The following is a 19,489-nucleotide window of genomic DNA, read 5'->3' as shown; positions in this document are numbered from 1 at the left end:
CCGATGGTACGGCTATACTATGAGAATGGCATAGTGAAGACCCGAAGTATGTAAGCTTTAGCCAGGGGGAAAAGATGCTTTATTTATCATTATAAATGTATTATGCCATTACAAATTAATTTACGATTACGGAAAAATAACAGAACATCGCGTTTTATAAACGCGGTGATAAATACCATGCGCATTCTGTGCCGGCCGTATCAGGCAACCATAGCTGAGGCTGTTGTTGGTATTCGCCTATAATCTAAGAAGAGGCAAATGCAATGAAACGATCCCCAAAAAAGAATTACGATGTTCATTAACGAGATTGCTCCAACACCATGAATGCGATAATAAAAGCACAAATACTCTCAATTTTATTTTAAACAGTGTTCACCACTGACGACTACCTGCGGCTACAAAAAAATCGAATATTTATCGGTTTATCATTTTCGAAGAAGGGAATCATTCGAAAAAGTTTTCCACATCGCTTTTACCCGAAACAAAAGAAAATTATTTTTACCCCCTCACTAAAAACAAACACCCCCTTATGAGAAACATTCCTATTTATTTTTGTGGCTTTTTATTATTTTGCTCTCTTATTTTTTCCTGTAAAAAGATGGAATTAAAATCTACAGCAGATATCGATGGTCAGGAAAAATTAGCTAAGAATTCTGCAAGATTAATGGCTTCCGGCGGCGGCACAGGGTCGGCGGATTTTATTCCCCACGATGAGGATTCCATTGAAAGAGAAACTATATTGGGTTATCAACTCACTAATCCTTACCTGATTAACAATATGATGCAAGCGTATGGTAATCTTGGGCAAGATCCTGCGAAAGCGATAGTTAATAATTTATATGTACGCTTTTTACCTTCTACCAATCAGTTGGCCGCACTGGACTCAATAATGGACGCACAAGGTCTGGAACTTTTTGATACGCCAATGGATTACCAGGTGCTTTATGAAGGAGACTATTACCAGGACCCTTCTATACCGGATTCATTGCCTACCTGGCAATATGCTGTGGTACCATCCGGTTTCACTTTCCCGGCAGGAATACAACATGAAACACTTGCACAGATTCACATTCCGGCGGATAATTATACGGCGGTAGAAACTGAAGGGGAAAGATTAGCCTCAATCCAGGATAGTATCAACATGAGTGGTAGCAGCAAATCTATTACGATGAGTAACAATACCTCACCCTATACCAATACAAAAAAAAGCACTATAAAACCCAATGCTCTTCAACCTGATAATTTCAAAGAATGCCCTGATGGTTTTATATGGGATCCCGTTGGCGAGGAATGTATTCCTTACAGACCTCCGGTGTCAGATCCCCCTCCGCCAGCCGTAGATGCCGCAATACCCGCGGGATATATTTATGTATTTGATACTAACTTGCCAAATACCGGAGCCGGAAGTCCCGTTGGCTTGCGAAAAGTAAAAGTGATCGCAAAAAGATGGTTTAAAATCCAGACCACCTACACGGATGCGTACGGCCATTTTGCTTTCACGAAGCGGTTTAAACATAAAGTAAAAATTAAAGAAGAATTTATAAACGGTGATGCTACTATTTTTGCAATGCGTGGAATAATGATATGGCAAATGATCCATCCAGTGAAAAGAACACTGGGCATATATAGTTCTGATAAATCAAATATTCAATTTACAAATAATCAAAGCGGCGCTACTAATTCTAAATCCAACAAGTATTGGGCCGCAGCAACTGTTCATAATGCCGTTCAGGAACATTCAGATTATGCCACTCAATTTGGCTTTTCAAAAATGCCTTCTAATATGCATATATTTTTAACATCCTGGGCAACCCAGGCTGGTTCAGCCTCAACACCAATGTTTGGCCACGGAATTGGTCCAGGAATATCGGGTGAGGCAGCCTTTACTGAATATTATTTAATGTCTAAATTCAAGTTTTCTCCAGTCATTACCTCAACGGCTGCATTAATTTCATTTCGACTTGGCATAGATACGGCGCTTGATTATGTTGCTCCTTCATGGAGAGATGAGTTTTACTCTGATTATTTAAAGGCGCTTGCGTATCATGAAATGAGCCACGCCAGTGATTATTCAAAAGTGGGGATAAACTGGTATCAAAATTTTGTAACAGCAGAACTAAGTCAATCTATAATCCATGGAACCCATAATGATCCGCTCAATCCCTATGGAGATGCCATCTCTGCAGATGCGCCTATTATAGCTTTAGGCGAAGCATGGGCTTATCACATGGGGCATTTTTTGGCTGATCAGCGATATGGGATACATGCTTACAACGAATACGAAGGGCAAATCGGTTATGGGCAAGGACCAGGTGTTCATACTGAAATAGAAGTTATAGAAAACTGGAACCCAAATTATTCTTATGATTCATTTAATTGGATTCCTAAGGGATTGATGGAAGATATGATGGATAATACTAACGAAAACTATCCTGTAATTGATGGTATTGGTGGATTCACAATTTCGCAATTATTTGCTGCTTTACAAAGTGATGTAACAACACTTCAACAATATAAGGCCAGATTAATAACACAAAATCCGACCCAATCAACTCAAATAAACAATATTTTCGGTCAGTATCATTATTAAATTACTATGTTAAAAATTTTCACTATTGGGTTTGTAGGAGCTTTTCTAATCAATTTCGCAGGATGTGGGCGTAGATGCGTAGAAGCTCAGTATTATTTTTCCATGGAAGATACTTTTCTTCCTGAAAAAGATTCTATATCAATTGGAGATACATTGTGGGTAACATCTTCTCATTCTACAACATTTCGCGATTCAATAAGTAAAACAAATATTGATTTTAGTAATTCTCAGCTTGGAACTCCTTTTGAAGTTCTGAAATTTCCTGAAACCTCACAAAACGTTATCGGAGCTGTAAATGATTTTGATTATATAATTAAAGTCGGCTCTTTAACCGGTAATGATAATCTTCCCACTCAAAATAAGGGCTTTTCCTATAAAGAAATAAATGGCCAATATACACTTTCAGTCGGTATTGTTGCAAAACAAAAAGGAATATATGGAATTTCTCTTGGCGATGATATAAGTGTAACTAGAAAAAATAAGGGATGCGAAAAGGCTTTTATTCAAATTCATAATAATAATTCAAATATCCATTTATATTATTACCAAGATTTTCGGCCAGGTTATCAAATATCTGAATATGAGAGAAGTCACATGTATTGCTTTAAAGTTTATTAAAAAACATGAAATGAGCCACGCCAGTATTTATTCAAAAGTGGGAATAAACTGGTATCAAAATTTTGTAACCGCAGAGCTAATTGAATCTATAATTCATTCTACAAAAAATGCCCCCTGGATCCGTATGGAGATGCTAATTCTGCCGATGCGCCCATTATTGCATTGGGGGAGGCCTGGGCGTACCACATGGGGCATTTTTTGGCTGATCAGCGATATGGGATACATGCTTACTGTGAGCACGAAGGTGGCCAGCAATATAAATATTGTCCTGATTTATTTAATCATCCGAATATTGATGTTTTGGAATATTATGTTCCTTCCTATTCCACTGATCCATTTCATTGGATTCCAAAAGGATTAATGGAAGATTTAATGGATAATGGGGAGCCAACTTTTAATACGAGTGTTAATGACCAGGTTTCTGGATACACTATTTCACAATTATTTGGTGCTCTTCAATCAGATGTTACTTCTATACCCCAATATGAAGCAAGATTATTACAACAAAACCCAAGTAACCCTACAAATCCTTATATAAATGCTCTATTTTCTTCTTATGGCTTCTAAAAAAAATTTATCTATTATAACAATATCCATTCTCCTTAATTTAATTATTGGTTGCCATAAAAGATGTATTCCCCGAAACTTTACTCTTACTGGTGGTATATCAAACTTCGTGCATGGTAAGGATAGTGTACTTATTGGAGATACCTTATGGTTTAATTCTTCTTTCCCTGTAAATTTAAAATACTTAAGTGCAGGTGGAAATGATAGTTCTGTTATAAATTTAAGCGGAGCATCAAATGTGGCTACAGATATTCATTTTAATGCTATTCCAAAAAAAGATACCATAACTGAAGCATTAGATTCTTTTATACTTATACCTCAAAAAGGCGAAATAAAAGTGAATTCATTATCATCACGTAATACAGAAACCATAACTTTCAAGGAAGAACAAAGTAACTTTGTGGTATCCTTCGGCATTATAGCCCAAAAAAGAGGGATCTATTGTATTACTATTCTGGATCTTTATCAGGTGATGAAAAATTGTACAAAGGCTTCTGTAACTATACCAATAAATAGTACAATCAATCAACATTTAAATTTTTTAGATTCTGTCTATTTTGCAGGTTCGAGATATGAAAACACAATTCCCGATTATGAGCTTACTCATGACTATTGTTTTGAAGTTTATTAATTTATGCTGTTGCGCCTCTTTCAATCGTTTAATGATATCGTACGCCATAAATCTTTTGCCATTCCCGATTATCAGGTTAATTGTTTGATGAGTTTTTATAAAATCAATCAATACATGTATGTAATTCGGCATGATAACATACCCAACAATTTTATGTCCCTTTGATTTGAGGTGATCAAACCACTTGGTATACGAGGTCATAACTGCCTGTAATGTCGATCAGATTTATCCATTTATGGCAGGTAAAAGTGATGAAGAACGGTCCTTCCACATAAGGGATTGTTTGTTGAATTGGCATTTTTAAAAGTAATCAATTCTCATGATACGCAACGTCCCCTATCGGGAGACGTTGCTGAGAAGAAGAATTTGTACCAAAGAAAATCGTCCCCGCCCCTATTGACGATGCTTCTATCCTAAAGGCATCAGTTGCCAGATAGTCCGTTGCTTTTTAATGCTGGCCAAAGCCAGGTTGGGAAAATATAGTAAAAGCACAAATAATCCGAATTTTTATTTGCATAGGCGAAATCGTTGCATTAACAGCGTATTGCGTTATCAACTTTTATTCTATCTCTCTCAGCTCGCGTTCTGTAAGCGAGCCCCAGTATTTTGTATAAGTTTCCCTATTGATTTTCTTAGGCAGCTTTAAATCAGTTAAATTGTGGATACTTTCAATTAATAAAGGGTAAGGGCGATAGCCCGATATTAAAACGCCTTTTTTATTAGCGCTCCGGATTACAAGTGTCGGAAAGCGGTTGATTCGATGGTATTGAATTTCCTGCAAATCTTTTTTGAATGCATCAAGCGCCGCATCATTTTTAAAATCCTCCTTAAAAATGGCCGCATCAAAACCAGGAATTTCTTTTTCAACCTTTTCGGCGATTTCAAAAAGTACCGCCCGGTTTGAAATATTTTTACCATTGATCATTAATTCTTCACGCACCATTCTAAGATACTTTTCCTCTGCCCGTAAAGATTGAATTGACGCACATTTAACGGCAAGGCATGCGGGATAGGAAGATGATGGCGGATCCCGCATCCAAATATTATAATCCATCGGCATCCCTGAAATTTCTTTTGCATGCATCCAAACAGGCCCCATCTGGATAGGCCTTGTTACCGAATTGAGATTATCATTATAATTTTTCCATTTGGGCAAAAGACCACCCATGCAATAACGGTAACGAATCTTATCATTCAATTCATACAAAAGCCTGCGCCATTGTGGCTCAAAGCCCCAACTCCAGCAACAAAGCGGGTCTGTATAATACGTGATTTCAAGCCCGCTTTTGATGTTGCTTTTTTGTTCAGCCATGTGTGAATTATTTCTTCAAATTCTTGTTGCCTGGCTTTTTATCCGGCGCCGAAGATTTTTTGCCGGCAGCAGGTTTGTTTGCCTGTGGATTATTATTCCATTGGATATTGGTTGTAGGAGTGGCGCTGTTTACTTCTGTGCTGCGCTTTTTGCTCATCTCTTTATTCTTTTTATCTACAGACTTCTCAGTGCGCTCGGTGCCTTCAATCTTTTGATTGAGCAAAGCGTTGGTTTCCATTACATGTTTTATCGGATCGTCAATATATTGATACGTTTCACCTAATTCGGAGCTCGGGCCTTCATTCCATGGGCCGCGATAGTCATTGCCATTTGAAAAATTAAAATACAAATTGCTGTATTTTGGATCGCCCTGTAAAATCCCCATTGGGAAATTTGGCTGAATAGAATCCAGCGCGGCCTGGAACATTTGAAAATGCGCTATTTCCCGCGTCATTAAAAAGCGTAGTGTATCCTTTACCGATGGGTCGTCTGTAAACTGGATCAGGTATTCATACACCATTTTTGCGCGCGTTTCAGCGGCTACATCGGAACGCAAATCGCTGGTAAGATCGCCCTGCATATCCCCGTTAATGTATGATGCGGTCCAGGCAGCGCCTTCTGCATTGGTGAAAGCAGGCCCCCCTGCGCTGGCCACCAAAAATTCCCTGTTGATGCTGTTGTGAATCATATCTTCTTTTGCACCTTTGCCCTTTAATAATTGCATAATCTCCGCATTTTCTACAGCATCTTTCAGTTGGCCATTTATCCCGGTTGTCAGCATTTGAATAGTGGCTCCCACAATTTCCAGGTGACTAAATTCTTCGGTCGCAATGTCCATTAGCAAATCATATTTATCAGGGTAAGGATTTTTTGCGGCAAATGATTGCCCAAAGTAACGAAGAGCGGCGGCCAACTCTCCATTGGCTCCTCCGAATTGTTCCAGCAAAAGTGAGGCAAAACGGGGATCAGGCCTGGAAACTTTCGCATTGTATTGTAGATCTTTCACATGGTAAAACATAATTAGGGATTTAAAATGAGGAATAAGTTTTTAACCGGGCAGATAAAACCATGCCAGTATAAAATAATTTGCAATGCCATAGCAGCCGCACGCATTAAGATTCAACAAACATCATCGCGCCGAAAACAAAGTGTGGAACTTATTGCCTTGCCGGTAATTTACGTCACTAAGTTTCCTGCAGGAGAAGAAAAGAAGCAGCCGCATTATGGCTACACAATGCGGCTACACAGGAGGAGTTGCGCCAGAGGAAAATTAAAATATCAACTTTTTGTTCGTTTACAGTGTTAATGTTTGCCCGGGAACACCTGATAGGGGTAACAGAATAAAGCGCCTCTACTTTTTCTCCCGGAGCTCTTATTATATTCCACTTGCGCCTTACAGGGCCTGTTTTATTAATTTACTTTAGCAATGTCGTAAGCAATAGTTACTGTTTTGTAGGTACAGGAAACCGCATCTTCTCCGGTTATGGAGTGATATGGTTCCGCTTTGCATTTTCCACTTAGTATTTGTTCACAGCATTGTTTCAATTCATCTAAGACCGAAACCTCTACCGGATCTCCATGACCGGGGTATAAGACATTATACCGGCCCTTTATTCTATTTAATTTTTCGAGGCTTCGCAGATACGCTCCAACTGAAAGTGATTCTTTAGAGAAAAGCCATGTTGTCTGCATGTTATCTCCGGAATAAAGGACTTTATTCTTACTGTCGAGTAAAAATATACTTCCGGGGGTATGCCCGGGAACATTGATTACCTGCACATTCCGGTCTCCCAGCTTGAAAACATAATTGTCATCCACGGGAATTAAAGTGGTTTTTTGTACCTGCGACCCGGGAAATTTTAATGAATCTGTAATTGTAGTATCGTGTAACACCTGGCGATTAATTTGTTGAACCACTTCCCGGTTTAAAAACGGTTTTGCATAATCCAAATCTTTTGCTCCGATAAAAACAAACGGGAATTGATAATCACCACCGGTATGATCAGGATGGAAATGAGTGTTTATTATAATTAACGGTTTAGATGTCAGAGATTTCACAAAATCGCGGAGATTAGCGGCTCCAAAGCCTGCATCTATCAATAATGAGCTGTCCTGTCCTTCGAGAAGATACATGTTTTCATCATAACCGGGTTCCTTAATCACCCAGGTTTTAGGCCCTACCTCTTTTGAACTATACCATCCGTTTGTTTGTGCAAACAATGAATTACAAAATTGCATCAAGGAAAATAATGCAACTAACAAGATAGTTTTTGTTTGCATATTATAATGATTAATTATTAGGAGACCGGCGCCAGTGATGAATATTAATTTATTGTAGCACACCACATCAAACAATAAAATTTGCCGGCAAAGTATTTATTTCCTGGTTACAATAAAAATAAAATGCTGAACCCTGTGAGATCTTAAAAATGTTGCCAGCAAAGCAGCAATAGAACACATTTATATTTTCCTGTTGCCATCGCTAAAACCGAATCGAAGTTATTAGCTACTATTTTCGTTCAATGGAGGAAAAGTATACTTCCTGTCATGAAAAGCCACTAAATATTAATGGAAAAGCTCTGTCCTTTTTGACATCCATGCTAACAATAATTGCGCTTTTCAGAGCGTGTCCGGAAAAACTGGCGCGGGTTTCGAAAAAACTTTTGAAACCTGTATTAGTTGAGAGATTCACACTTTTACGTTTAACAAGCCATTTACAGATTTCTACAGATTTGCTACAAAAGTGGAATTCATATTTGCTGTATAATCATAAAAAAATAAAGTCATGAAATTCAAACACCTACTCGCCGTTTTCCTGGTAAGTGCTGCAGCCTTTTTTGCATCAGCCTGGGTATATGGCAAATTAAATGAACAACAACTGCTTGCTGTCAATAGCCCCGCAGCTACTTCAGTTTTTAAACAGGCAAAATTTATCCAGGGCAGCGACAATGCACCCATGACAGATTTTGAAAGTGCTGCTTCAAAAGCGGCGCCGGCTGTCGTACACATAAAAGTGCTTAAAAGAGCCGGGAACCAGGAATTTAATCCATTCGCCGGTTTCGGCGGCATGTCTTATAACCAGGGTAATAATGAGGGTGCCGCCCGGGAGGTGGCTTCCGGATCTGGTGTTATCGTGAGTGATAATGGCTACATCGTAACCAACAATCATGTGGTGGAAAATGCGGATGAACTGCTGGTAACGCTGAATGATAAGAATGATTATAAGGCCAAAGTCATCGGTACCGATCCAAGTTCTGATCTCGCTGTTATCAAAATTGAAAAAAGTAATTTACCTTCTCTCAATTTTGCTAATTCCGATGAGGTTCGTGTTGGCCAGTGGGTATTGGCAATCGGTTATCCGCTCAATCTTGAAACAACCGTTACTTCAGGAATTGTAAGTGCCAAGGCAAGAAGCATTGGCATCAACAACCGCAATAGTGATGCGCCCATTGAATCTTTTATTCAGACAGATGCAGCGGTAAATCCCGGCAACAGCGGAGGCGCCCTGGTAAATACCGATGGAGATTTAATTGGTATCAATAGCGCTATAGCATCACCAACAGGTTCTTATGCAGGTTATTCTTATGCTATTCCTTCTAACCTTGTAAAAAGAGTGGTAAGCGATATTATAAAATACGGAACCTCTAAAAGAGCGTATTTGGGAATCATGTTGGGAAGCGATCAGATGACGGATGCTGACCGCCAAAAAAATAATATTCCTGATGGGAATGGTGTGTATGTGATAAAAGTAGCCGATGGAAGTGCTGCCAGCAAGGCTGGGATTCAACAAGGAGATTTTATTACTAAAGTTAACGGAAAAGTGATCAATACAAGTACTGAACTAATCGGAAAAATTTCATCTCTTCACCCCGGTGATAAAGTAGAACTTACTTATGTGCGAAACGGATCTGAAAGCACAACTACCGCTATATTACAGAATTCGGCAGGCAACTATCCGCAACAGGAACAGGATATGAATCAATAGAAGATGGTTTATGAGCTATAGAGATTTTTAATAAGCGGTGGATATTTTACTATATCCTATGAGCCCGGGCCCGTCTTTTATAAGGCGGGTTTTTTGTGCATTTTAAAGTGATTTTAAAATTATAGCCGGAGATATTGATGTGAATTTCTTATTTTGATACCTCCTATTTTATATAAATGAAAATACTGATAATAGAAGATGAACAGGCACTGCAGGAATCGATTTTGAAATACCTGGAACACCAGGGCTTTATCTGTGAAGCGGTAAGTGATTTTCTGCGGGCAAAAGATAAAATTGCCGGGTTTGATTATGATTGTATCGTTGTGGATATTGGTTTGCCTTATGGCAGCGGCCTCGACCTGGTTGAAGAATTGAAATACATGGAATCCAAAGCAGGAATCATCATTATTTCTGCAAAAAATGCATTGGAAGATAAACTGGCGGGCCTCGACTTAGGGGCGGATGATTACCTGGCAAAGCCTTTTTATTTGTCGGAGCTTGCTTCAAGAATAAATGCGATCATCAGGCGCAGAAACTTTAGTGGCAACAAAGTGATCGCCTTTAACGAGATCAAGCTGGAAGCTGAAGCACAATTAGTGACGGTAAATGACAAGCCGGTTGTACTGACAGATAAAGAATACCAGTTGCTGGAATATTTTATTGTCAACAGGCGAAGGCTGCTTACAAAAGCGGCGATCGCAGAGCACATCTGGGGCGAGGAATACCTGCATGTAAGTAATTTTGATTTTATTTATTCACAAATAAAAAACCTGAGAAAGAAATTACTCGATGCCGGAAGTGGCGATTATATCAAAACGGTTTATCGTGCTGGTTATCGGTTTACTGATCAATAGGGTATTTTATTTTCCAATTTAAGCCGGATCAATGAAGCTTCTTACAAAAACGACCATTTACTTTTTAATCACTATGGTTCCCTTACTGGCAGTGGCCGGCTTCTACCTGGTGAATCAATTTAGTAAAGAAATAAATTACCGGAGTGATAAGGAATTGGTGAGTGATGAAATACAATGGATCCAGTACCTGGAAACGGTAGTGGCAAATGGAACCACTTTCTTTTTAAAAACACCTGAACTTTCTATATTTCCTACAGATGCCGATGTTGATGCATATGCAACAATTACGACGACATACAGCTACAGCAAAACAACAAATAATGACATTCCTTATCGCCAGTTGGCGCAGGTTATTTCCATAGGCGGAAACCATTATCAAATTTATATTCGTCAGTCGCAAGAGCAAAAGGCAGCGTTGGAATCTGATGTGAAGTGGATCATGCTTTTTGTGCTGGCCGGATTGTTTGCAGCCACTTTAATATTCAACTGGGCTATCAGCAAAAGGTTGTGGAAGCCTTTCAGGCGCTCACTTAAGAAAATAAGAAGTGCCGAACTGCAAAAGATGGAAGCCATGCATTTTGAAACTACCAATACGGAGGAATTTAATGAATTGAATGCATCCCTGAATTATATGACCGGTAAGATTTACAAGGATTATGTAAATATGAAAGAGTTTACAGAAAATGCGGCGCATGAAATGCAAACGCCGGTTGCGGTAGTGCTCAGTAAGCTTGAATTGTTGTTGCAGGATAATAACCTGGACGACGACCAGGTGCAATCCATTCTTCAATCGGTAACGGCATTACAACGTCTGAGTAAATTAAACGAAGGGCTATTGTTGTTGGCAAAGATTGAAAACAATCAATATGAAACAACAGAGAAAGTAAGCCTGGCAGAAATAACTAAAAAATATGTACACCTTTTTGCTGAATTTATAAAAGAAAAGCAACTGACCATTGAAACCAATTACCAGGGCGAATTTATGATCATCCTTCATCCCGTACTTGCCGGTTCACTCATAAGCAACCTGCTCGGCAATGCAATTAAATATAATTATACCGGTGGCCTGATTCAGATATCAGTCTCTGAAAACCACTTTCATATAAGCAATACGAGTTGGCTGAAGCCGATACCCTCAGAAAAATTATTTAAGCGGCTGAAGAATTCAAAAGAAAGCCCGGAATCTTCAAACGGCCTCGGATTAGCGATCGTTAAAAAGATTGCCGATGTAAATAACCTCCGAATCACTTATCGCGCTGAAAAAGGGCTGCACAGTTTTGACATTGTTAATTGCGTCTGTAGACCTTCGCCAGCGTAAATCTGCCTTTAGTTATTTTATTAAATATCAATCACAGGCAATAAAGCATTGATTCTCAGCCGAGTCTCCCGCAAGGGACTTGGCGTTGTAATAAGAAGATATTATTTAATTCATCTATTGTCTGTAAAACTAAAAATTGCCGAATCTGATGGAATTTATTTCATCAGGGAACTTGGCTGGGAAGCAGAGATAATAGGCGCGCTAATAGTTTTTATGGAAATTTTTAAAGCAGCTTATTAGTTCCGGATCATTTATCAAATGCCGGATTTTATGCTGTACTGTTTTGGCTTTATAATAACTTTTAAAAAAACCTTTTTTCAGGAAAATGATTTCAGGCGTTAATAAAATACCGGCTCTTTTGAATTCGTCGTAGTAACTGTTTTCTTCGGCCAAAGCCCGGTGCAGGATTTCGGCAAATGATTTTACATCTGCTTCAGCAGTTTCAAATTCTATATAACATACATAATGATGGCCGTTTTCATAATCAAATCCGGGTAGTATGGTAAAATCAACCATGCTGGTATTGGTTATTTTACAAGCGGCAGCCAAAGCTCTTTCAGCCTGCAGTGGCATTACATGTTCGCCAAAGGGAGAGAAAATTTCTCCAAGCCTCCCGGTTACACACAGGCGATATGGGGCAACAGAAACGAAAGAAATTACATCATTCATCCGGTAAGCCCATAAACCGCTGGTATTGGAAATCACCATGACATACTGCTTGTTTAATTCTACCTGGTCTAAACGAATTCTTTCCGCCTCCATCATTCCCTCATTATCTAAAGCAATAAATTCATAAAAAATGCCCTGGTTGCAAATAAGTTCCATTCCTTTTTTGCCAGGCAAACATTGGTAGGCAAAATTGCCTTCGGTAGCTGTATAATTTTCCATCAAAAAAATATCACCTCCCATTTGTTCTCTTATAAAATTCTCATAAGGCTCATAATTCATCCCGGATAAAAACAATATTTTAAATAAGGGAAAATGCTCTTTGAATTTTTTGCCTGTCGTTTTTTCCATTTCAATCAATAACTGTGAAAGCCATACTGGTAGCGCAACAGCAGCTTTTACCGGCTGTTGTAATAATGCTTCAATGGTTCTTTTTAGTTTTTCATTCAGATCCGGAATGCTATTAACCTTTTCACCCGGCAAGGCGAACAACTTTGCCCAGCGTGGCATCCCCGCAGATTTTATTGCAGATATTGAAGCGCAGTTAAATCCATTCTTCAGTTCAAAAACCTGTGGATCCGCCTGGTAATAAACTTTGCCGCCTATAAAATCGGTACTTCCGAATTGATCAACCAGGTTGGCAATCATATAACGCGCGGCAAATTGGGTGCAGTTTAGATGATTGGCCGTAACCGGAAGATATTTTGGGCTGCCGGTGGTGCCACTGCTTTTTGCAAACCATTCGGGAGATCCTGGCCACAAAACATCTTTTGTACCCTTAAAAATTCTTTCTGTATAAGGCAGCATTTGTTCATAAGTTCTTATGGGAACCTTGTTTCTGAAGTCGTTGTAAGTTTTTATTTGCCTGAAAGAATGTTCTTTGCCAAATTCTGTATTTGCTGCCTTTGCAATCAGATGGTTAAAAACAATTTCCTGGCATTCTGCAGTGGCATACCTGTTGTGATGAACCATTTTAATATACTTCTTAAAGTATATATTTTTGAAATAAAAGTATTTTACCCCTTGAAATAAATTCATCTGAAGTAGTAAGTTTAACCATTAAACAATCGGAATCTTTTAAAAGCTTTTCCCTTGCGTATAAGCCATGCATGATACGTACTGGGCACGTCGTGCTGCCAGGTTGGTAAAATAAGTGTGATGAGTATCCTGTCCAGGTGAGATACAATTCCTGCTGCAAGGCAGAAGTAAAACAGGAAGCCTGCATGTCCGTTTAAGATAAGATCTATGAATGCGGCTAATAGAGTTAGTCCCCAGAATTTAGACAAGTAAGCATGCGAGCAGGTTTCTCTTCTAAATTTTAATAAACTAACCACGTAACATAACCCTTCCATCCCCAATAAAATATAGATGACAACATTATTATCTCTTATTACGCCCGGCCAGATAAACCAGGCAGTAAACCCGGCAGATAGCCAGAATACCATATCGGTCTGGCTATCGAGCCTGCGAAGAGTAGCTGTGGAAGTATTTTGTTTGCGGGCAATAATGCCGTCGAGAATATCCGACAACAAGCCGGCAATAAGTAACACAACAATTAATTTTCTATAAGTAGTGTGGTAAAAATATCCAAGGCAAAGCATTACCGGGGCAAGTAAAAATCTGAATGTAATGAGTGAGAGAGGGAGTTGTTTCATAACAACACAATGAAAAGGTGATGCCTATTTGGTGAAAAGCCGGCAATTTCAGTGTGGTGTCAGATGCTAACCTAAAGGTATAGCATCCAGATAAAAATTCGCTAATATAAACGAAATAAAATTTTCCACACCCGGCAGGTCTTACCGCTCTCTCACGCCTTCCGTTAGATACATTCTGCACGAATAAAAAGATATTTTTAATGCGCTAAAGAGGTTACGGCCCATAATGCAGCGGCAGAAATAATAACCCATAACACCACACCTTGTATCAATGGTTTAAAGCCCACACTCTGCAAAAGTTTACGGGATAATCCGCAACCGATAAGGAACAACGTTAAGGTTAAGCCTGCTTTGGCAATGCCTGTCAGGTAATGGCTGTACTGTTGTACAAAAGGCACGTAAGTATTTACAATCATCGCTAAAACAAACAGACCAATGAAATACGGGATTTTTATTCTGCCTTCTTTATTTTTAAAAATAAGAGTTGATAAAAAAGCAACCGGGATAATCCATAACGCCCTCGCTAATTTCACCGTAGTGGCTACTTCCAAAGCCTGTGTGCCGTATTTGCTTGCCGCACCTACTACAGAACTGGTATCGTGTATGGCAATGGCACACCATAAACCAAATTGTGTTTGGGATAAATTAAGTGCCTGCCCGATTACAGGAAATAGAAACAAGGCGACTGAATTTAAAATAAAGATGGTGCCTAATGCCACGGATATTTGTTTTTCTTCGGCTTTAATTACCGGAGAAATGGCAGCAATAGCACTTCCTCCACAAATAGCTGTACCGGCAGATATGAGATAAGAGGTTTTCTTTTCTATTTTCAAAAACTTACCCATTAAAAACCCCATTATCAATGTGCCTGTGATAGAAACAATAGTAAAAACAATCCCTTCCTTACCTGCCTTCATCGCACTGGTTACATTCATCCCAAAACCCAGGCCTACCACGGAAACCTGGAGTAATATATGGGTGGCTTTATGATTCAGATGCAGGTAAGGATGCCCGATAAACTGGGCTATCACCAGTCCCATCAATAAGGCAATGGGTGGGGTAATAAGTGGAGACAAACAAAACACTACTGCCAGTAAAAATATAACCTCTCTTGTAGTGATACTCCGGTCTAATAATCGCTTTTCATTTTTTGGTTTAGCGGGTATGGTTGTTGTTTCTGCCATGATGATTACTTTGTTTTTGATAAGACAAAGGTCATCCCCGTTAAAGCAGCAAAGAAATTGCTATTGGTAATGTCTCATTACCTGAAGTTATAGTGGCGGGCAAATTTCATAAAAAGCTCAGGCAGCGCTTCTGCCTGTCCATGCTGCTTAATGAAATAGAAATGCCTTTCAATATTCAGGCCTTTTACGTCTATGATGCAACATTCCTTGTTTTGCAATTCTTTTAAAATAGAGTGAACAGATAGAAAAGCCATAGCATTGGAATTTAATAAATACAGCTTCATGCTCTCCGTACTGCCTAACTGCATTTCATTTTGCAACTGTGCTATTTTTATACCCAATGGTTTTAATGCATGTGCAAGAACTTCCAGGGTGCCTGAACCCGGTTCTCTTAAAAGTAGTGGAATCTTTAACAGTTCTTCCGGTTTAATCATATCCTTTTTTGCCAACGGATGATGGATGTTTGCTACCAATACCAGCTCATCATTTACAAATTCTGTGTACTTAAATAACTTGTTTTTTGATTGCCCTTCAATAATACCCAGCTCGATATCTTTATTTTGTAAAGCCTGCTCAATTTGACCGGTGTTATTGATGGTCAGCGTAACTTTTATGTCCCTGAACTTTTTATGGAAAGCAGCCAGCACCGGCGGCAATACATATTGCGCTACAGTAGTGCTTGCACCAATTCTTAATTTACCGGTATGCTGTTGTGTAAAGGTATTCAGTTCAAACTCCATGTTGCGGTATACGGTAAAAAGCTGGTCGGTGTAGTGTAACAATGTTTCACCCGCGGGTGTTAATTTTATTTTTGAACCATTGCGTTCAAACAGTTTTACTTTAAAATGATTTTCTATTTCCTGGATATGTTTGGTTACGGCGGGCTGGGTAATAAATAACTCCCCGGCAGCTTTGGTGAAGTTGAGTCGTTTTGCAACGGTGTTAAAAACCTGTAACCTAAAATCGAACATACAAATTGTTGAATACTTTTTAAAGGGCTATAAAAATAAGTAAAGTAAGGTTGTAAATTCATAGCAAGGTCTTTGCAATAATTACAGTTGCATAATTGTAAAAGCAGTTACGGTGTGGATGTAAAGGATATTAAATGTGTTTCTGCAAGTCGTAAATGGCTGTCAGCACACAAACGGCTCCAAAGAGAATTGCCATTATACCAAAAACAACCTTCCAGGTATTGTTTGCCGTATCGGCCTTCTTTTTTATAAATAATCTTGTAAATGCCTTTATCGAAGCGTACAGAATGTATGGCGTCCACTTTTCAATAAGCTCCCCTTTTACAAGTCCGTTTAGACCAAAAGATAAAAAAAAGAGCCCGCAAGAAAAGAAAAATGAAGGCATCAATATATCATCACCCTTAATGCCTTTTGATTGGTTAATGATACCAATAACACACAAGACAAAGAACACCACAGCAAGACCAAGAAGTGCCCATTCTAAAATTTGTTCTCTGGTGTTTAACTTTACACCTTTTTGCATTTCCATAATTAAAGACTGTTTAAATTATTGCACCTGCCAGTCAGAAAAGTATCCGAAAAGCTCCTTCAAAAGCCCTGCTAAAAAATCATAGCGGTATACCTTGACCGATGTTGCAGTAAACCTGCTATTTGGTACAAGGTATTAACCCGGTTCTTTTCTACTAGTGTTGCTTTTAAAAATTATTTTTTGGTTTTTGGTAGCTTTCTTCTGTTGATTTTATCTATAAAAGCTTTCTTCTTTAAAAGTAATATTTTTATTTTAGTCAGGCCGAAATTGGGAAGAAATTTGGTTCGTGAGACAAGAAGAATATATGATGTAAATAATCAAATTAGAACGATCTTTAAATGGGTACGATTTATGTGCCTGCTTAATCGAAAAATTAAATAACACTTTTACCTAAAAATAGAACAATGAAAATATTAATGGTTTTAACATCCCATAGCGAATTAGGAAATACCGGGCACAAAACCGGTTTTTGGATAGAAGAGTTTGCGGCTCCCTATTATACATTTAAGGATGCAGGCGCAACGGTTACAATAGCTTCACCCAAAGGCGGGCAGCCACCTATCGATCCTAAAAGCGCTGAACCTGCCAGCCAGACGGATGCCACGCGGCGTTTTGAGAAGGATAAAGAACTGCAACAACTATTGGCACACACCAAAAAGCTATCACAAGTTTCAGCAGGAGATTATGATGCGGTATTTTATCCGGGCGGGCATGGCCCTTTGTGGGATCTTGTCACTGATGCGGATTCAATCAGGCTGATTGAAACTTTTTGGAAAACCGGCAAACCAGTGGCTGCTGTTTGTCACGCTCCTTCCGCTTTATTGAATGTAAAAGATGAGAACGGAGCGCCCCTTGTAAAAGGCAAAAAGGTAACAGGGTTTACCAATACAGAAGAAGAAGCGGTTCAATTAACCAATGTAGTGCCCTTTTTACTGCAGGACGAATTGAAAAACAAGGGAGGTATTTATTCAAAAAAAGATGATTGGGCCCCGTATGTATTGCAGGATGGGTTATTGATTACCGGTCAGAATCCGGCCTCCTCTGAGGAAGCCGCAAAACAATTGCTCGCACTTTTGAAAAAACAAGAGGTTCTTAGTAACTAATGTAATGAATCCTTTTCCCGAAACTAATAACCGGTTAAAACAAAACAGGAATTATTGTTTTTTGTGGGTTTACTGTTGAACATCCGCTCCCTCGTTTACGCCGGGTCCGTTTCAGGAGACTCGGCTGGGACTGAACGTTGGACGTTTGCGCTAATACCCGGCAGTTGGGACAATATCAATGTTAGCTGTCAATAGCAATTACACTAACGGACAGGCTTATCTTCATTTTTCAATCTTGCCAAATGCATAACGTAAGATTCACTTGTTTCCGCCATAATTGAACAAAACTCCGTGTATGAATTACTTTTGCTAACCGCTGCTTTTAGTTTTTTTAGTTCTTCTTTAAAAATCATATAATCCCCAATAAAAGATATTAAAGAAATGACAAGAGTAATTGCTGGGAAAACGGCTACAAGTGCTAATAAGGCGAAAATCATTTCACCAATACTATCTATTCTTACTAAGTTATTTGCAAGAATTAAAACCGAAATTACACCTATCACAACAAACAAGATTTCCCATTTAAGTATTTTGAGAAAGTTAAGTTTAGCGTGTTGCATCGGCTTTCTTTTGTACTTAATGTTATTGTAATGTTCTTCCGAAATAATCTTCGGCAATTGCCTGTCAAATTTTTTCCATTCTATTGTTATTTTTGGCATTTCGTGATTTTCTAAAAGAAAAGATATAAAAAGCTACAAGTAATTGTTCTGTATACAGTTTTTTTCCTTGCATACTTTAAGGTACGATTTTGCAATGCCCATTTGCAACTATCTTTATCCACATAATGTGAGTTGTGCAACAGACACGGACGCTTGCGCTAACACCTCTAACCACAACCTCGCGCTAGAAGGGAGAACTAAAAGACTTTCTAATTTTAACTGTGACTTTCACGCAAAAAATCTTTTAAAGTTTGCAGCTTTTTTCCTGATTTCTTTGCCTCCCGCACTTCGTTTAAACCGTCTTTTATTCCGGTCAAAACGTTAAGCTTATTTTGAAGTTTATGGTAGTCTTGATTTATTTTTTCCCAAGTCTTTAATGGAACTAAAACAGAAATTTTTTCGCCATTTTCGTCAACCATATATTTTAAAGCACTTGTCATACTGAATCTTTTTTTTCAAAAATACCGAATATCTCCGAATCGTTACAGCATTACTGCTTACGTTGAAGTATTGATATCATCGGTTATCCCCCATCCCATTAGTCAAATCCATCTTCGTCCAAACCGAGTTTTTTAGTAAATAGGGTAACGAATCCTTTTCCCGATACTACTAACCGGTTAAAGTGAAACAGGGATGATTGTTTTGGGTAGGTTTACTGGTGGATAACCAGCTGCCTCGTTTACGCCGGGTCCATTTCAGGAGACTCGGCTGGGACTGAAAAGTTTTTAGCCCCCAAGGAAAATACTAAACAGGCAATTCCATATAGTAAAGATATAAGCAATGATAAAATGCCTAATGGATTTTTTGCAAATCCTTTCATACTTTCAAATGGGTTATTCATAATAAT

At 38.7% G+C, this 19,489-nt stretch carries 20 protein-coding genes; 9 read left to right on the top strand and 11 right to left on the bottom strand.

The genetic code is table 11. From position 1 onward, the window contains the following. Positions 1-598 precede the first annotated feature (598 nt). From EFY79_RS17000 to EFY79_RS21305, 4 genes are all read left to right on the top strand, one after another. A complete protein-coding gene (locus EFY79_RS17000; protein ID WP_148041957.1) occupies positions 599-2,590 on the top strand; it encodes a hypothetical protein in 1,992 nt (663 codons plus the stop codon). 6 nt (positions 2,591-2,596) lie between these two features. Beyond that, positions 2,597-3,208, top strand: a complete 612-nt coding sequence (locus EFY79_RS16995; RefSeq protein ID WP_123121942.1) for a hypothetical protein — start codon at positions 2,597-2,599, stop codon at positions 3,206-3,208. Positions 3,209-3,394: 186 nt separating this feature from the next. Next, positions 3,395-3,775, top strand: coding sequence for a hypothetical protein (locus EFY79_RS21310; protein ID WP_148041956.1), 381 nt, complete (start codon positions 3,395-3,397; stop codon positions 3,773-3,775). Beyond that, positions 3,765-4,406, top strand: a complete 642-nt coding sequence (locus EFY79_RS21305; protein ID WP_148041955.1) for a hypothetical protein — start codon at positions 3,765-3,767, stop codon at positions 4,404-4,406. The genes EFY79_RS21310 and EFY79_RS21305 overlap by 11 nt, the downstream gene beginning before the upstream one ends. 175 nt (positions 4,407-4,581) lie before the next feature. Here the strand turns inward: EFY79_RS21305 and EFY79_RS21925 are convergent, their stop codons facing one another. The 3 genes from EFY79_RS21925 to EFY79_RS16970 form a co-directional block, all read right to left on the bottom strand. Next, on the bottom strand, positions 4,582-4,704 hold the full coding sequence (locus tag EFY79_RS21925; RefSeq protein WP_262684759.1) for a hypothetical protein: 123 nt from the start codon (positions 4,702-4,704) through the stop codon (positions 4,582-4,584). A 261-nt stretch (positions 4,705-4,965) separates the two neighbouring features. After that, the gene (locus EFY79_RS16975; protein WP_123121938.1) at positions 4,966-5,718 is read right to left on the bottom strand and encodes a DsbA family oxidoreductase; all 753 of its coding nucleotides are present in this window, start codon (positions 5,716-5,718) and stop codon (positions 4,966-4,968) included. A 7-nt stretch (positions 5,719-5,725) separates the two neighbouring features. Continuing rightward, positions 5,726-6,736, bottom strand: a complete 1,011-nt coding sequence (locus EFY79_RS16970; protein ID WP_123121937.1) for a manganese catalase family protein — start codon at positions 6,734-6,736, stop codon at positions 5,726-5,728. Between the two features lie 15 nt (positions 6,737-6,751). Here EFY79_RS16970 and EFY79_RS16965 point away from each other — a divergent pair, with 15 nt between their 5' ends. Continuing rightward, entirely contained in the window at positions 6,752-7,024 is a 273-nt protein-coding gene (locus tag EFY79_RS16965) for a hypothetical protein (RefSeq protein ID WP_123121936.1), read from the top strand. 104 nt (positions 7,025-7,128) lie between these two features. Here EFY79_RS16965 and EFY79_RS16960 read toward each other — a convergent pair whose 3' ends face one another. Beyond that, on the bottom strand, positions 7,129-7,998 hold the full coding sequence (locus EFY79_RS16960; RefSeq protein ID WP_148041954.1) for an MBL fold metallo-hydrolase: 870 nt from the start codon (positions 7,996-7,998) through the stop codon (positions 7,129-7,131). 505 nt (positions 7,999-8,503) lie between these two features. On the opposite strand from EFY79_RS16960, the gene EFY79_RS16950 reads away from it, so the two are divergent. The 3 genes from EFY79_RS16950 to EFY79_RS16940 all read left to right on the top strand — a co-directional run bounded on the left by EFY79_RS16950 (position 8,504) and on the right by EFY79_RS16940 (position 11,875). Further along, positions 8,504-9,703, top strand: coding sequence for a S1C family serine protease (locus EFY79_RS16950; protein WP_123121933.1), 1,200 nt, complete (start codon positions 8,504-8,506; stop codon positions 9,701-9,703). A gap of 176 nt (positions 9,704-9,879) precedes the next feature. Next, the gene (locus tag EFY79_RS16945; protein ID WP_123121932.1) at positions 9,880-10,557 is read left to right on the top strand and encodes a response regulator transcription factor; all 678 of its coding nucleotides are present in this window, start codon (positions 9,880-9,882) and stop codon (positions 10,555-10,557) included. Between the two features lie 31 nt (positions 10,558-10,588). Beyond that, on the top strand, positions 10,589-11,875 hold the full coding sequence (locus EFY79_RS16940) for a sensor histidine kinase (protein ID WP_123121931.1): 1,287 nt from the start codon (positions 10,589-10,591) through the stop codon (positions 11,873-11,875). Positions 11,876-12,076: 201 nt separating this feature from the next. Here the strand turns inward: EFY79_RS16940 and EFY79_RS16935 are convergent, their stop codons facing one another. From EFY79_RS16935 to EFY79_RS16915, 5 genes are all read right to left on the bottom strand, one after another. Beyond that, positions 12,077-13,579 carry a GH3 family domain-containing protein gene (locus tag EFY79_RS16935; RefSeq protein WP_123121930.1) on the bottom strand — a complete coding sequence of 501 codons (1,503 nt, stop codon included), beginning with the start codon at positions 13,577-13,579 and terminating at the stop codon, positions 12,077-12,079. A 14-nt stretch (positions 13,580-13,593) separates the two neighbouring features. Then, entirely contained in the window at positions 13,594-14,196 is a 603-nt protein-coding gene (locus tag EFY79_RS16930; protein WP_123121929.1) for a CDP-alcohol phosphatidyltransferase family protein, read from the bottom strand. A gap of 197 nt (positions 14,197-14,393) precedes the next feature. Beyond that, complete coding sequence (locus tag EFY79_RS16925; protein WP_123121928.1) at positions 14,394-15,380, bottom strand: YeiH family protein; 987 nt, start codon at positions 15,378-15,380, stop codon at positions 14,394-14,396. Between the two features lie 77 nt (positions 15,381-15,457). Continuing rightward, the gene (locus EFY79_RS16920; RefSeq protein ID WP_123121927.1) at positions 15,458-16,351 is read right to left on the bottom strand and encodes a LysR family transcriptional regulator; all 894 of its coding nucleotides are present in this window, start codon (positions 16,349-16,351) and stop codon (positions 15,458-15,460) included. A gap of 130 nt (positions 16,352-16,481) precedes the next feature. After that, on the bottom strand, positions 16,482-16,880 hold the full coding sequence (locus EFY79_RS16915; RefSeq protein ID WP_123121926.1) for a hypothetical protein: 399 nt from the start codon (positions 16,878-16,880) through the stop codon (positions 16,482-16,484). Positions 16,881-17,284: 404 nt separating this feature from the next. Here EFY79_RS16915 and EFY79_RS16910 point away from each other — a divergent pair, with 404 nt between their 5' ends. Then, the gene (locus EFY79_RS16910) at positions 17,285-17,983 is read left to right on the top strand and encodes a type 1 glutamine amidotransferase domain-containing protein (RefSeq protein ID WP_123121925.1); all 699 of its coding nucleotides are present in this window, start codon (positions 17,285-17,287) and stop codon (positions 17,981-17,983) included. A 203-nt stretch (positions 17,984-18,186) separates the two neighbouring features. Here the strand turns inward: EFY79_RS16910 and EFY79_RS16905 are convergent, their stop codons facing one another. Continuing rightward, positions 18,187-18,642, bottom strand: a complete 456-nt coding sequence (locus EFY79_RS16905) for a hypothetical protein (RefSeq protein ID WP_123121924.1) — start codon at positions 18,640-18,642, stop codon at positions 18,187-18,189. A 215-nt stretch (positions 18,643-18,857) separates the two neighbouring features. Beyond that, on the bottom strand, positions 18,858-19,082 hold the full coding sequence (locus EFY79_RS16900) for a hypothetical protein (RefSeq protein WP_123121923.1): 225 nt from the start codon (positions 19,080-19,082) through the stop codon (positions 18,858-18,860). Positions 19,083-19,489: the final 407 nt, after the last annotated feature.

The sequence above is a fragment of the Hanamia caeni genome, assembly GCF_003721595.1.
Classification (GTDB): domain Bacteria; phylum Bacteroidota; class Bacteroidia; order Chitinophagales; family Chitinophagaceae; genus Ginsengibacter; species Ginsengibacter caeni.
Note: the sequence above shows the minus strand (reverse complement) of the source record. Positions and strands in the feature narration are given on the sequence as shown.